The 13,827-nt window shown below is 65.7% G+C and carries 11 protein-coding genes; 7 read left to right on the top strand and 4 right to left on the bottom strand.

Annotated elements, in window-relative coordinates; all coding sequences use genetic code 11:
• Positions 1-74 precede the first annotated feature (74 nt).
• Positions 75-1,850, bottom strand: coding sequence for a hybrid sensor histidine kinase/response regulator (locus ACZY0R_RS10340; protein ID WP_488858260.1), 1,776 nt, complete (start codon positions 1,848-1,850; stop codon positions 75-77).
• A 356-nt stretch (positions 1,851-2,206) separates the two neighbouring features.
• On the opposite strand from ACZY0R_RS10340, the gene arsN2 reads away from it, so the two are divergent.
• The 6 genes from arsN2 (at position 2,207) to ACZY0R_RS10310 (ending at position 6,345) form a co-directional block, all read left to right on the top strand.
• Positions 2,207-2,635 (top strand): arsenic resistance N-acetyltransferase ArsN2, encoded by a 429-nt coding sequence (arsN2, locus tag ACZY0R_RS10335; protein WP_045235845.1) that lies wholly within the window; start codon positions 2,207-2,209, stop codon positions 2,633-2,635.
• A gap of 278 nt (positions 2,636-2,913) precedes the next feature.
• Positions 2,914-3,639 (top strand): GTP cyclohydrolase I, encoded by a 726-nt coding sequence (folE, locus tag ACZY0R_RS10330; RefSeq protein WP_477102262.1) that lies wholly within the window; start codon positions 2,914-2,916, stop codon positions 3,637-3,639.
• Between the two features lie 47 nt (positions 3,640-3,686).
• Entirely contained in the window at positions 3,687-4,130 is a 444-nt protein-coding gene (locus ACZY0R_RS10325; RefSeq protein ID WP_035870851.1) for a BLUF domain-containing protein, read from the top strand.
• Between the two features lie 99 nt (positions 4,131-4,229).
• A complete protein-coding gene (locus tag ACZY0R_RS10320; protein ID WP_488858259.1) occupies positions 4,230-5,033 on the top strand; it encodes a fumarylacetoacetate hydrolase family protein in 804 nt (267 codons plus the stop codon).
• 154 nt (positions 5,034-5,187) lie between these two features.
• A complete protein-coding gene (locus tag ACZY0R_RS10315) occupies positions 5,188-5,664 on the top strand; it encodes a YbhB/YbcL family Raf kinase inhibitor-like protein (protein WP_488859628.1) in 477 nt (158 codons plus the stop codon).
• A gap of 147 nt (positions 5,665-5,811) precedes the next feature.
• The gene (locus tag ACZY0R_RS10310; protein ID WP_045235840.1) at positions 5,812-6,345 is read left to right on the top strand and encodes a hypothetical protein; all 534 of its coding nucleotides are present in this window, start codon (positions 5,812-5,814) and stop codon (positions 6,343-6,345) included.
• A 39-nt stretch (positions 6,346-6,384) separates the two neighbouring features.
• On the opposite strand, the gene ACZY0R_RS10305 is transcribed toward ACZY0R_RS10310, so the two are convergent.
• From ACZY0R_RS10305 to ACZY0R_RS10295, 3 genes are all read right to left on the bottom strand, one after another.
• Positions 6,385-6,681, bottom strand: a complete 297-nt coding sequence (locus ACZY0R_RS10305; RefSeq protein ID WP_045235839.1) for a YciI family protein — start codon at positions 6,679-6,681, stop codon at positions 6,385-6,387.
• A 537-nt stretch (positions 6,682-7,218) separates the two neighbouring features.
• Positions 7,219-8,610, bottom strand: coding sequence for a dihydrolipoyl dehydrogenase (locus ACZY0R_RS10300; protein WP_488859626.1), 1,392 nt, complete (start codon positions 8,608-8,610; stop codon positions 7,219-7,221).
• Positions 8,611-8,794: 184 nt separating this feature from the next.
• Positions 8,795-9,526, bottom strand: coding sequence for a glutathione peroxidase (locus tag ACZY0R_RS10295; protein WP_045235837.1), 732 nt, complete (start codon positions 9,524-9,526; stop codon positions 8,795-8,797).
• A gap of 383 nt (positions 9,527-9,909) precedes the next feature.
• Between ACZY0R_RS10295 and ACZY0R_RS10290 the strand changes: the two genes are divergently transcribed.
• Positions 9,910-13,779, top strand: a complete 3,870-nt coding sequence (locus tag ACZY0R_RS10290) for an ATP-binding protein (RefSeq protein ID WP_488858258.1) — start codon at positions 9,910-9,912, stop codon at positions 13,777-13,779.
• The last annotated feature ends 48 nt before the right edge of the window (positions 13,780-13,827 follow it).

Genomic DNA, 13,827 nt, shown 5'->3' with positions numbered 1-13,827 from the left:
CGGGAGACCTCTGAATCGGCGGGTACTACAGATTTGTGACGAATAGGGTGCCGAAGAACATCGGCGACCCTTCATCAGGTACGTGACAGGATACTCGCCAGGGCGTCCATCGCCAGCGGCTTGGCCAGGTGGAAATCGAAGCCGGCCGCCGCGCCTCGCGCCTTGTCGGCTTCGGAGGCGTAGCCGCTCAGCGCCACCAGGCGGGTGCCCGCGAACGCGGGAAGCGCGCGCAGGCTTTGCGCCAGCTGGAAACCGTCGATACCCGGCAGGCCGATATCGATCAGCGCCACGTCGGGCGTAAAGCCGCCGGCGATATCCAGCGCGTCCTCGCCGCTGGCCGCCAGCCTGACTTCGTGGCCGTCGAGTTCGAGCAACATGCCCAGCGCGCGCAGGGCTTCGGTGTTGTCGTCAACCAGCAGGATACGCAGCGCCGGAAGGGTGCCGGGCTGCGCGGCGCCGGCCTCTACCGGACTGGCGCAGACCACGGGCAGCCGCGCCTGCACCAGGGTGCCGAGGCCCTTGCCATCGCTGTGCACCGTCACCATGCCATTGTGCAGTTCGACCATGCGCCTGACGATGGCCAGCCCGACGCCGAGTCCGCCACCTTGGGCATCTGCTGCGTACTGGCTGAACATGTCCAGCGCGTTTGGCAGGAAGGCCGGATCGATGCCGATGCCGGCATCCTTGACCGTGATCACCAGCGTATCGAAAAGATCCGGGCCGGCAACGGCCACCGGTGCGTCGCCGGGGGGCGACGCTTCGGCCTGGACCGACAAGGCAATGGTGCCGCCGCGCGGCGTGTACTTGATCGCATTGGACAGCAGGTTGGTGACCACCTGCGTGAGCCGCGCCGTATCGGCATAGACCGTCACCGGTGCCGCGGGAAGGTCCGTGGTCAGCACATTGCCGTGCCATTCGATATCCGATGCCACCGACGACAAGGCATCGCCCACGATATCCTGCACATTGCCGTAGGTGCGCACAATCGGCACCTTGCCTTGCTTGATACGGGACGCATCGAGCAGATCGTCGGTAAGCCGTTTGAGCTGGCGCATCTGGCGCTCGGCAATATCGAGCATGCCGGAGGCGGCCTGCTGCACCTGTGCGAGCCGCCGCGCCACTTTGATCGCGCTGTCGATAGCGGCAATCGGATTGCGTAGTTCATGCCCCAGCATGGCGAGGAACTCGTCCTTGCGCGTGTCGGACAATTGCAGCGCTTCGCGCGCTGCCCTGGCCTGCGCTGCTTCCGCGATGGCGGCATCCTTGCTGCGCGACATGCTGAGCACCGCGCCGGCAAAACTGGCCAGGCTTTCGAGCAGGCGCGCATCTTCGTCGTCAAACACGCGCCCGTGCTCATGCGACATGACCCAGATGGTGCCCCAGGGTTCGCCATCGCCGGGAATCGGCACCACCAGTTCCTCTACCACCTCCGGTTCCAGCGCCGGCAAGCAGGTGAAATGGCGCTGCGGATAGGCAAGCAATTGCGGGCCGCCAAGTTCCAGCGCAATGCCGGACGGACTATCTTCGCAAGGCACGGCGTGCCCGACCAGTTTGTCGCACAGACCGGCCGTGGCGGTCCAGTGCAAGCTCTCCCTATCGTCGCCACCGTCTTCGGGCAGGCTGATGCCCGCGCTGCCCGCGCCGCAAAGCTTCAGCGCCGAATCCGCCAACGATTGCAGCAGGGCGAGGTCGGACGCCACCAGCGCCCGTGCCAGCCGGCGCAAGGCCACGCATTCGGCGGCATAGTCTGGAGAACGGCCGGCCCGGTTGCCAAGCTCATCGGTCTTCAGGGTGCCCGCGCTGCGTGCGCGCAACAGTGAAGCGGAAGGTGGAGCGGGTACATCGGCCATGACATGTCGCTCTTGAAACGGAGAGTGGTTGCCGGAGTGAATGCGAGCTCGCCCGGCGTGCGGAGATGTCGTTGCCTGCAGGGAATGGTAGTGGATTTCCGCGCGTGAACGTACGTGACGGATCGAATGCACCAGCCACTGGCCCAATGGCAAAAAATTCAACTGCTATCGCGAATTCATCACGATAGCGCATCAGTGTAATCCCTGAACCCGGACGGGCCGGGTGCCGCCTTTCCGCATGAAACCGAGGCCGCGGTACGTCGAGTACGCGAATCTACTTAAGAAGTATCCCTAGGCACCGTAAAGCCAGTCTGAACTTAAGATACGAAGAACAGCCCGAAGGGCAGGAGGGCATCATGCGCCCGCACTATGCAAACGAAAAAGACAGTAAGGAAGTACAGGATCTGCTCCAGGCTTGCGACTTGCCGGTTGACGGCGTAGCCGAGCAAATCGGCAATTTCCTGGTTGTGCGCGACAACGCGGGCCTGCTTGGCTGTGCCGGCGTGGAGAACTACGGGCAGGTGGCCGTGCTGCGTTCGGTGGCGGTCGCCGAACGCGCCCGTTCGGCCGGCCTTGGAGAATTGCTGGTGGCGGCGATGCTGGCCGAGGCACGCACGCGCGGCGTGCAGTCGGTGGTGCTGCAAACCACTACGGCGGCCGGTTATTTTGCTCGCCTGGGTTTCGAGCGCGTGGAACGCGCCTGCATGCCGCCTGAACTGCTGGACACGGCATTGTCCCGCGAAACCTGCCCGGCATCCGCCACGGTGATGCAGGCCGCGCTGTAGCTTTGCCGCCGCGCCGGGGCCTGCACCCCCGGCTCCCGCAAGATCGATGCGCGGCGATTGTTCGTGTATCCCGCTCCTGCGTCTCCATCCCGCTGTTGCGTGCAATGCACCCAGGTTGGCCGGTGCTGGCGTAGGATATGGTTGTAGCGAAAAAGCGAATGGCAGGCCCCGGGTAACCCGGGACATGAGGAATCCTCCCTGCCGGACCATGCCGGACCATGCCGGGCCATTCGCCAATCCTGCAACGATCCCTCAACGACAGCCACGAACCGCACGATATGGAATCCGACCACCAAGCACCCCACCCGGACCTGGACCAGGCGGCGGGTAGTGTGTCGTCCCGCATACGATCGCGTTTGCAGGCCGCGCAGGAGCGCTTCCACGCCAACGACAATATCTCCGCCTACGTCGAACCCGGCGAGATGGACGAATTGCTCGATGAAGTGCAGTCGCGCATGGAAGCGGTGCTGCGCAGCCTGGTGATCGATATCGACCAGGACCACAACACCCGCGAGACCGCGCGCCGCGTGGCCAAGATGTACCTGAAGGAAATCTTCGCGGGCCGCTACGTCAACCCGCCCAACGTGACCGAATTCCCGAACGCCGAGCGGATCAACGAACTGATGATAGTGGGCCCCTTGCGCGTGCGCAGCGCCTGCTCGCATCACCTGTGCCCGATCATCGGCAAGCTGTGGGTGGGCGTGATGCCCAACCAGCATTCCAACCTGATCGGCTTGTCGAAGTACGCGCGCCTGGCCGAATGGATCATGTGCCGCCCGCAGATCCAGGAGGAAGCCGTGACCCAGGTGGCCGATCTCCTGCAGGAAAAGATGAGCCCGGACGGGCTGGCCATCGTCATGGAAGCCGAGCATTTCTGCATGCACTGGCGCGGCGTGCGCGATACCGATGCCAAGATGACCAACAGCGTGATGCGCGGCTCCTTCCTCAAGGACGACAGCCTGCGCCGCGAGTTCCTGACCTTGCTGAACCGGCAGCGCGACTAAGCCGCCGCGCCCCCGCCCGCAAACCCCGCCTATCCCGTGGAGACATCATGCTCGTACGCCTGCTCTATGCCAGCCGCGCATGCAAGCCGGCCGATCCCGGGCTGGTAGACGCCATCGTCGCTACCAGCATCGCGAACAACCCCAAGCACGGCGTCACCGGGGTGCTGTGCTACGGCAACGGTATCTTCATGCAGGCGCTGGAAGGCGGCCGCAACGAAGTCTCGCGCCTGTACCAGCAACTCGTCCGGGACGCGCGCCACGAAGACATCGTGCTGCTGCACTACGAGGAAATCCTCGAACGCGAATTCGCGGGCTGGGCGATGGGACTGGTCAATACCGGCAAGGTCAATATGGCCACCATCCTGAAGTACTCCGCCCATGGCGAACTCGATCCGTACCGTACCAGCGGCCTGGCATCGCAGGCGCTGCTCAAGGAGCTGATCGCGGGCGCGTCGATCGTGGGGCGCACCTCCGAGCGCCATCGCTTCTGAAGCGGCCCGCGCCGGGTTAAGCTGTCGGCCCCGCTGCATGGGTGGTCGGCCGCCCATGCTTTGCCCGATCGAATCCATCACCAGAATCCAGGAGAACTTGTGAGCGCAACCTTCAATCCCGGCGCCGCGGCGACGCTGCTGACCGATGCCTTGCGCAGCGGCGTCCAATTCCGCGACCTGCCCGCCGAGGCCAAGCCGGCCACGCTGGCCAGCGGTTATGACGTGCAGGACCAGTTCATGGCGGCCCTGGGCGATCCGCTGGTGGGATGGAAGCTGGGGGTCGGCAGCGCCAATGCCATGCGGCGCGCAAAGCTGGCGCGTCCGCTGGTGGGCCAGGTTGGCGCATCGCGCTGCTTTGCCGCGGGGGATACCGTGCCCGTCCCGGCGGGCGCGGTGGTCACCATCGAATTCGAGATCGCGGTGCGGCTGGCGCGCGATGTGGCCCCCTTGCAAGCCGAGCTCGCGCCAGCGGACCTGGCCGGGCTCATCGAGAGCGCGCAGGTCGCCGTCGAAGTGGTCCTGTCCCGGTATGAAGACCGCGTCGCGGTCGGCATGCCCGCCTTCGCCGCCGACAACGTGGGCTTCCACGCGCTGGTGCTGGGCGGGAAGATCGACCCCGCCAGCGTGGAAGACGTCCGCGATAGCGCCGAAGTAGCGCTCGACGGCGAGCGTTGCGCGCTGCCGCTGGCCGGCGATGATGCCATTTATCCGCTCGAAGCGCTGCAAGCCTTGCTGGCGCACGCCGCGGAGCGCGGCGTCACCCTGCGCAAGGGCACCGTGGTCACCACCGGCACCCTGACCCGCCCGTTCGACGTATCCGTCGCGGATGGCGCCCGTACTGTCCGGGCCACCTATGGCGGCGGGGAATTGACGCTGCAACTCGCACCGCGCGCCGTCTCCTGAGGCAGCTTCGGCCCGGTCCGGCATGGATCCTGGCCACCAGCGGGTGACGGCTAGAGAGAAGGAGCCCAGAATGCGAAGACGCACTGCCGTTCTGTCCATTCTGCTGCTGTGCGTACCGCAAGCCGGGCTCCATGCGGCCCGCAAGGAGAACGCCATGTCCCTCACGCTGACATCCGAAGCCTTCCCGCACGGTGGCGGGATCCCCGCCATCCACACGTGTGAAGGTGCGGATACTTCGCCGCCGCTCGCCTGGACGGGTATCCCCCCTGGCGCCGTGAGCCTTGCCCTGATCGTGGATGACCCGGATGCGCCCGACCCGGCCGCGCCCCGGATGACCTGGGTGCACTGGGTGCTGTACAACATCCCGCCCGCCAGCGCCGGCCTTCCCGGCGGCATTGCGCCGGCCGGCTTGCCCGCGGGCACCCGCGAAGGCGCGAACGACTGGCACCGCACGGGCTACGGTGGCCCCTGCCCGCCAATCGGGCGGCATCGCTACTTCTTCAAGCTATATGCGCTGGACGTGGTACTGCCCGATCTGGGCAAGGCCTCCAAGGCTACGCTTGAAAAAGCCATGCATGGCCACGTGCTGGCGAAGGTGGAACTGGTGGGGACGTACCAGAAGCATTCCTGACGCCAGCGAAGGGGTGCCCGACGCATCATATTGCGATGCCGCGCCGGTGCGACTCGCCGCGCGCGCTCGGCCTTGGTATTTCCCGTCAATGGGCTAGAACTATCACAAGGGCCTGATTTTCAGGCCGCTTGTGAACGGGAGCCTCTCATGGAACTCCATTTGCATATGCAGTCGCACCATTTCGCGCGCCGCGCGCCGGACTGGCGCGCGGCCGCGATTGCCGGCCTGATCGCAGGTACCCTGTATGTCGTGCTGGAGTTGTTGACGGCGCGCTTCGTGCTGTACCAGGGGGCATGGGGCACGGTGAAGATGGTGGCGGCCATCATGCTCGGCCGGGAGGCGCTGGCATCGGCGGATGCGTTCAGCTGGACCATCGTGCTGGCTGCGGGCGTGGTTCACTTCGCCTTGTCGGTGGTGCTGGCCACGATCCTGGCCATGATCATCGCGTCGTTCCGCTTTGACTCCAGCATCGGCATGGCAACCATGGTCGGCGCGCTGTTCGGACTGCTGGCCTACCTGGTGAACTTCTATGTCCTGGGCCGCTACTTCAACTGGTTCGACGAGGCGCGCGGGTGGGAAAGCGTGTTCGCGCACATCCTGTTCGGACTGATCGCGGCCGATGCCTACACCAACCTGGAACGGCGTGCGCCGGATTCCCCGGGGATGGCAGGAGGTGGCTGAGCGCGGCCCCGCGCCACTTGTCCGGCGGGGGCCTGGCTGTCAGAGGCAGCACTCCCCTGCCAGATAGGCCTTGCGCCAGCGGGTAATGCGCACCTCGGCAAAGAGCCCGGCCTGCGTGAACGGATCGGCATCGATGAATTGCTGCGCCGCATCGCGGGTGTCGACATCCACGATATAGAAACCGCCGCCCGCATCGCTGCCGTCATCGTTAAGCTTGGCCCCGCACGCCAGTAGCAACGCCTTTTGGGCGTCCAGGAAGGCCAGGTGCCCGGCTCGGGCTGCCTGCCGGACTTGCTGGTGCTGCGGCTTGTCCCAGGTTTCGATGAGGAATGGCATGGCGTGGTCGTCCTTGACGAGGCGTTTTTGGTAGGCGGGATGGCCTGAAGCGCCGCCGGCGTCATGCCGGCCGGGCCCGGAGGAGAGTTTCGCCGATTTTCGCGCCAGCCGCGCAAGCCACCGGGGAGCCATCAGCGGCCATCGCCGGCGCGCTCCCGTGAACCTTGCGAAACCCGCAATCCGGGCTTGACAAAACACCTGGATTTTGTGCCTAGCCTCACCCTGCCTCGCAGTGTTATCCACACTTTATGTGGATAACACTGTCAACAAGCTCCGCAAATGGCTCTAGCACGCGGACCCTATCGGACTGCCCACAAAACGGGCAGCTACGCAGACCCGACCGCGCCGAGCCATTGGCTGGCGCCGATTGCCTCGGAATAACTTTGCAGTCAACGGGGAAGCGCAAGGCCAACGGACCGTCCCCCGGGGGTATGGCGGCGGAGCCATGGCAACAACGGCGCCCCGCCGGGCGCCGGTAGGCATCCCACGGAGTGCCGCCGTACCGAAGTGAGTGCGGGCTACGGTGCGGCCGCCGGTTCAGCCAGCCAGCTTTGCCGCCGCGTCGCGCAGCGCGGTGCGCAGGCCCTCTTCCACCACCGGGTGGTAGTACGGCATGGCCAGCATCTGCTCGATAGTGAGCGATTGCTGATAAGCCCAGGCCAGCAAATGCGCGATGTTCTCGGCGCGCGGGCCGGTCCATTCCGCGCCAAGGAAGCGCCCGCTTTGCTTGTCGGCATAGATGTGCATCAGGCCGCGGTTCTTGAGCATCACGCGGCTGCGCCCCTGGTCTTCAAAGCTCACCTCGCCCACCACGAAGCTGTCCCGCGCCAGGTCGGCATGGCGCTGGCCCACCATGGCGATCTGCGGATCGCTGAACACCACGCCGATCGGCGCGCGGCGCGCCAGCGGACGCACCGCGGGGTAAGCTGCCGCATTCTCGCCGGCGGCCTTGCCCTCGTCGACCGCTTCGTGCAGCAGCGGCAGGATGTCGTTGGCGTCGCCGGCGATAAAGATCGGTGCCGTGCCGCATTGCAGGGCTGCCGGATCGAATACCGGCACGCCGCGCGCATCCAGTTCCAGCCCGGTATGCTCCAGGCCCAGGCCACGCACATTAGGCTCGCGGCCGGTGGCGGCAAGCACGTAGTCGAAGCGTTCGGTCACCGTGTTCCCCGCGAGATCCGTGAAGGAGATCACGGCTTCGTCGCCCTCGCGCCGCATCTCGCCGAGCTTCGCGTCCGGGTCAAGGTAGAACTCCTCGCGGAAGGTGGCAACGGCATTGGCCTTGATGGCCGGGTCGGTCAGCGGCCCCACGCCGCCGCGCAGGCCGAACACGCGCACCTGCACGCCCAGGCGGGACAGCGCCTGGCCAAGTTCGAGCCCGATCACGCCGGGCCCGAACACGGCCACGCGGCGCGGCAGGTCGTCCCAGGCGAAAACATCGTCGTTGACCACCAGCCGATCGCCAAACACCTTGAAGGGCGGCGGAATCATGGGGCTGGAGCCGGTGGCGATCACTACGCGGCTGGCACGCACCGTGGTGTGTTCGCCGACCTGCAGCACCGTGTTGTCGATAAAGCGGGCATAGCCGCTCACCTTGTCCTCGGCGGGAATGCCGTCCACGCCACGCACCACGAAACCGACAAAGCGGTCGCGCTCGCGCTTGACCCTGGCCATGACTTCGCGCCCGTCGATGCGGATCTCGCCATCCACATGCACACCGAAGGACGCCGTGTGACGCAGTTCGTGGGCGGCCTCGGCCGCGGCGATCAGCAGCTTGGAAGGCATGCAACCCACGCGGGCGCAGGTGGTGCCATAAGGGCCGCCTTCGATGATGACGGCGCGCTTGCCGGCGGCCCTGGCGGCGCGATAGGCAGCCAGGCCGGCGGTGCCGGCGCCGATCACGGCGACGTCGGTCTGAATGGTTTGCACGGTCTGCTGCTTCTGCGTGGTCTGCGTGGCGGTCATGTCGAGTTTCCTGGTGAAGTCGGCTTCAATCAGCGGACCGGATGGCACCGCGCGGCACTGCCATCCGGTCCGCCGACTGGGACGCGGCCGCCGGCCATGCCGGCGCCGCGCCTTGCGGCGGTGAAGCGGTTATTGCGTCTGGACAGGCTTAGCGGACGAGGTAGGTCTCAAGCGCTTCGGCCCCGCCAATCAGCTTGCCGTTGATGAAGATCTGCGGCGCGGTCATGTTGCCGGACACCGCGCCCAGCACCTTGCCGCGGATCTTGTGCTCCAGCGGCACGTCGATGTAGTCGAAGCCGTTGTCCGACAGCATCTGCTTGGCCTTGGCGCAGAAGGAGCAGCCAACCTTGGAGAACACGACTACCTGGTCGGGCTTCCTGGCATTCGGGGCGATGTAGTTGAGCATGGTGTCCGCGTCCGATACCTTGAACGGGTCGCCCGGCTCTTCCGGCTCGATGAACATCTTGTCGACCACGCCATCCTTGACCAGCATCGAATAGCGCCAGCTGCGCTTGCCGAAGCCCAGGTCGGTCTTGTCGACCAGCATGCCCATGCCTTCGGTGAATTCGCCGTTGCCGTCGGGAATCATCACGATGTTTTCCGATTCCTGGTCCTTGGCCCATTCATTCATCACGAACGTGTCATTGACCGAAACGCACAGGATCGCGTCCACGCCATGCTTGGCAAACACCGGCGCCAGCTCGTTGTAGCGCGGCAGGTGGGTGGACGAGCAGGTCGGGGTGAATGCGCCGGGCAGCGAGAACAGCGCGACGGTCTTGCCTTCGAACAGGTCGGCCGTGGTCACGGTCTTCCATTCATTATTCTCGCGGACGCGGAACGTGACATTGGGAACGCGTTGACCTTCACGGGATTGCAGCATGGATGAGCTCCTGGATGACTGGGGGAGGATGGCCGCGTGTTGCAGCGAAGACCCGATTTTCCGCGCCGCAACGTGATTTGTACAATTCATCATTACAAACACAATGATTGTCTTTTGCTATCGAACATGGATAACTTCGCCCTATGGGACTCCACGTAACCTTTAGCATGATATTTAAACATCACTTTAATGCACTGATCCTGTCCATGGCGGCCGGGAACAAAGACGCTGCGGCTGCTACTGGCGCGGAGTCAGAAATTCCCACAGGACTTTTCAGACATTTCCTAACGTTGCCTGCCATCACGACGCTTACATTCGGGCAAGGCATCCCGCATGCGCGCCCGCTGTGGCGCCTGCCGTCTCCCAAGGCAGCAAACGCTCGCATGGGCGGACCGGCAGGCGCCGGCACGCCCCTACTCGATGAGAACTCCCATATGTGCATCTGCACTTCCCTGAACCCGGCGGACGGCTCGGCTACCCGGAGCCGGCGCCCGCCCGCCCGCTGGTGGCACCGCCAGCCGTTTGTACTATTGCTGTCGCTTTGCCACGGCTTGCCGGCGCTGGCTGCCTTCCCGGCCGAGCCGCCGCGCGCGCCGCAACCAAGCCCCCAGCTGCGGCTGGCTTCGTCCTATACGCCCGGTACGGGCGCCCCCACCGGTCAGGCCGGTGCATGGCATGGCGACGATGCGGAACTGGCCGCATGGCGCCGCAAGCACAAGGTCCTGCGGGTAGCGGTGGTGGGCAACTACCTGCCGCCTTTCGACCTCGTCGACCTGAAAGGGGATTACCGCGGGATCTCCGCGGATTACCTCGCCGTGCTGGTCGCGCGGCTTGGCATACCGGCGCAAATCTTCCGCTATCCCTCTCACGAACTGGCGCGCAGCCAGCTGGCCAACGGCGCCGTCGACCTGATCACCACGTCGCTGGACGACCCCGGCGCCGGCCTGCGTACCGCGCCGTACCATGACCATCGCCTGATCGAGGTGGTGTCTCGCAGGGACAAGGCGCGTAACCAGGCCAACCGCACCATTGGCTACCTGGCGGGCGAAGTCTCGCCCGCCGCGCTTCACCGGGCCTACCCGGGCGCGCCGCTGCAACCCTTCGAGAACCTGCTGGGCGCGCTCGACCAGCTCTCCCGCGATGCCGACTTCGTGGTGGTCACCAACGCTACCGCCGCAGGCTACCTCGTCGAGCAATACCGGTACGACGAACTCACCGCGCGCAACTTCGCGCCAATGGCGCAAGCGGGCGTCACGTTCGCCGTGGCGGATCCCTCCCTGGGCCGGATCGTCGACCGGACGCTGGCGGCCATGCCCGCCTCGCTCAAGCGTGAGATCGAAACTGCCTGGATCGCCGGCCACCCGGAGGTGCGCTACCTGGTGTCGCGCGACTTCGTCCCGTTCCAGTTTGCCGAAGCCAGGGGGCGCCTCGGCGGACTCACCGAACAGGTGCTGCAACTGATCGCGCAGCGCACCGGGCTACGCTTCGTGCCTTACTGGCCAGCCAGCGGCGCGGACATTACCGCCGCCGTAGAGAATGGCATCCTGGACATCGTGCCGATCCTGCCGGTAAACCAGCCTCCGGCCAGCTCCGCACGCCTCTCGGTGAGTGCGCCCTATTTCTCGGGCAACTGGGTCGTCGTCACGCGCGCCGGCGACGACAGCATCAAGAGCCTGCCCGACCTCGCCAACAAGATCATTGCGGGGCCGCCGTTCAACGGCATCCAAGACCTCGTGCGCACCCGCTATGCGGTGAGCCAGCGCGAGACCGACTCCTACGAGGAGGCATTCCGCATGGTCGCCACCGGCCGTGCCGATGCCACCATCGCCAACGCCTTCATGGCCGACCACATGCTCAGGCAGACCGACGCTGGCCGCCTCAAGGTTGCAGCCGCGACAGGCGGGGTCCCGCTGGAAGTCGGTCTGGGCATCAGCAACCGGCATCCTGAATTGCTCGGTATCATCAACAAGGCCATCCTGAGCATTCCACCCCACGATCTCGGCGCCATGCGCGCGCACTGGACGGAAGTCAGGCCATCGCCCCTTGCCTGGCGCCAGATCCTGCCGTGGCTGATGGGGGCCGCGGCTGCCCTGCTGCTGGTCAGCCTGCTCTTTCTGGCATGGGTGACCTCGCTGCGGCGCCAGGTGACGCAACGCACCGCGGCCGAACACGCCTTGCAGGACCAGGTGGCATTCCAGACCGCGGTGCTCGACGGGATTCCGCAGCCGATCTACCTGCGCGACAGCCAGTTGCGCATGATCACCTGCAATACCGCTTACGAAGCGGTACTTGGCACGACGCGGCGCGCGCTGGCCGGCACGGAGCTGGCGTTCGCCACCGCCGCCATCAGCCCCGACATCCGCCACGACGAGCTGATGGACGTCTACCAGGACGTACTGCAGACCGGCCTGCCGTCCAGCGCCGACCGGCGCCTGACCATTGGCAACGAGCAACGCAGCGTCATCAGCTGGGTCGTGCCGCTGCGCCGCGCCAATGGCGGCACGGCCGGCATCGTCGGTGGCTGGATCGATGTGACGGAGCGCCAGCAGATGCTGGCCGAACTGGCCGCGGCCAAGAACCGCGCCGAAGCGGCCAACCGCGCCAAGTCCACCTTCCTCGCCTCGATCAGCCACGAGATACGCACCCCCATGAATGCCATCCTGGGGATGCTGGAGCTGGTGCTGGCGCGCCAGCACGCCTCGCACGCGGATCGGGAGCAGCTGGGCGCCGCGCACGGCGCGGCCACGTCGCTGCTGTCGCTGCTGGATGACATCCTGGACCTCTCCAAGATGGAAGCCGGCAAGTTCACGCTACAGCCGCGCGCCGCCAGCCTGCGCCAGGCCCTGCACGAGCTCGCCCGGATGTTCGGGCCGGTAGCCTCGCAGAAAGGCCTGGCCCTGAGCATCAGCGTTGACGATACGGTGGCGCAAGCGCACAAGGTGGATATCCTGCGCATCAAGCAGGTCATCAGCAACTTTGTCTCCAACAGCATCCGCTTTACCGAGCAGGGCGGCGTGGATATCCGGCTGGACGGATCCACTGTGCGAGACGCCTGGCAAGCGCTCCACATCGTCATCCAGGACACCGGCATCGGCATTCCCCCCGGAGCGATCGGCAAGCTGTTCCGCCCCTTCTCCCAGGTGGAATCGCCCGAGCGCGCGAATACCGGCGGCACCGGCCTGGGCCTCTCGATCGCGCAAAACCTGGTGCGAAGGATGGGAGGCGAGATCTCGCTTGAGAGCGAGCCGGGCCTCGGTACGAAGGTGGTGGTGCGCCTGAACCTCGAAGTTTCGGCATCCCCGCCCCAGGAAAGCGCTTCGATTGCCGGCACGCCCGACATCTCGCTGTTCCCCGCCGGCATGCGCGTGCTGATCGTGGATGACCATGCGCCTAACCGGCTGTTGCTGGAGCGTCAGCTGGAGCGGCTAGGCATTGCGGTAGATACGGCGGAAAACGGCGCCCTTGCCCTGGAAGCCCTGTTGCGCCACCCGCCAGACCTGATCATCTGCGACTGCATGATGCCGGTGATGGACGGCTTCAGCCTGGCCCGTGCAATTCGCGCGCGCAAGGACCCCCCTGGGCAAGATACCGATCATCGGGTGCACCGCCAGTGCCCAAAGCGAAGATCATCAGCATGCGCTGGCGGCGGGAATGAGCGAGGTACTGGTCAAGCCAATGGGGCTGGTCGCACTGGAACGCGCCCTGCGCCGCCATCTGCACGCAAGCCATGGTGCCGCGCAAGGCGATGCCACGCCGGCCTGATTGCGCGCCGGAAGCGCACCTTGAAGTTGGGGTTGAAGTCGAAGTTGAAGTTGAAGTCGAAGTTGACTCCGACCGCTACCCCAAAACCCTCGCCGCCCGAGGCGGCGGCCGCATTGCCAACAGCGAAGCCTCAAGATGTTCCACCGTCGCGGCAAGAATCGGCAGCAACGCCTGCGCCGCAGCCAGATCACCGAACTGCGCAACGGCTTCCAGCCGTCCACATAGTGTCACCAGCGCCGCGCACTCCAGAATCCGGGCCGAGTGCCTTTGATCCGATGAGCACCACTGTCGAACCGCTGCCAAGCGCCGTCCGTCAGCGCGGCGTGCATCATGGCGAGATCGATGCGGTTGGTGTCGACCAGGCTATCGACCAGATCCCTGACGATATCCGCATCGCCGCCGGCCAGGGTATCGAGCAAGGTGCCGACGGCCGCGCATTCGTCCGGCGAAACCGCGACAAAGCCGTGTTCAGCCAGCGCGCGCGCCAGTGAACTGGCATTGACCGGCGCGGTGAGCGTGGCATCGAAGGCCACGCCGTG

This window comes from Cupriavidus sp. F041 (assembly GCF_057814235.1).
This window is presented reverse-complemented; position numbering and strand designations above follow the sequence as displayed.

Bases quoted from the DNA above. Each gene is read 5' to 3' on its own strand.
- ACZY0R_RS10340 (WP_488858260.1), bottom strand. From the start codon at position 1,850: ATGGCCGATGTACCCGCTCCACCTTCCGCTTCACTGTTGCGCGCACGC.
- arsN2 (WP_045235845.1), top strand. From the start codon at position 2,207: ATGCGCCCGCACTATGCAAACGAAAAAGACAGTAAGGAAGTACAGGAT.
- folE (WP_477102262.1), top strand. From the start codon at position 2,914: ATGGAATCCGACCACCAAGCACCCCACCCGGACCTGGACCAGGCGGCG.
- ACZY0R_RS10325 (WP_035870851.1), top strand. From the start codon at position 3,687: ATGCTCGTACGCCTGCTCTATGCCAGCCGCGCATGCAAGCCGGCCGAT.
- ACZY0R_RS10315 (WP_488859628.1), top strand. From the start codon at position 5,188: ATGTCCCTCACGCTGACATCCGAAGCCTTCCCGCACGGTGGCGGGATC.
- ACZY0R_RS10310 (WP_045235840.1), top strand. From the start codon at position 5,812: ATGGAACTCCATTTGCATATGCAGTCGCACCATTTCGCGCGCCGCGCG.
- ACZY0R_RS10305 (WP_045235839.1), bottom strand. From the start codon at position 6,681: ATGCCATTCCTCATCGAAACCTGGGACAAGCCGCAGCACCAGCAAGTC.
- ACZY0R_RS10295 (WP_045235837.1), bottom strand. From the start codon at position 9,526: ATGCTGCAATCCCGTGAAGGTCAACGCGTTCCCAATGTCACGTTCCGC.
- ACZY0R_RS10290 (WP_488858258.1), top strand. From the start codon at position 9,910: ATGGGCGGACCGGCAGGCGCCGGCACGCCCCTACTCGATGAGAACTCC.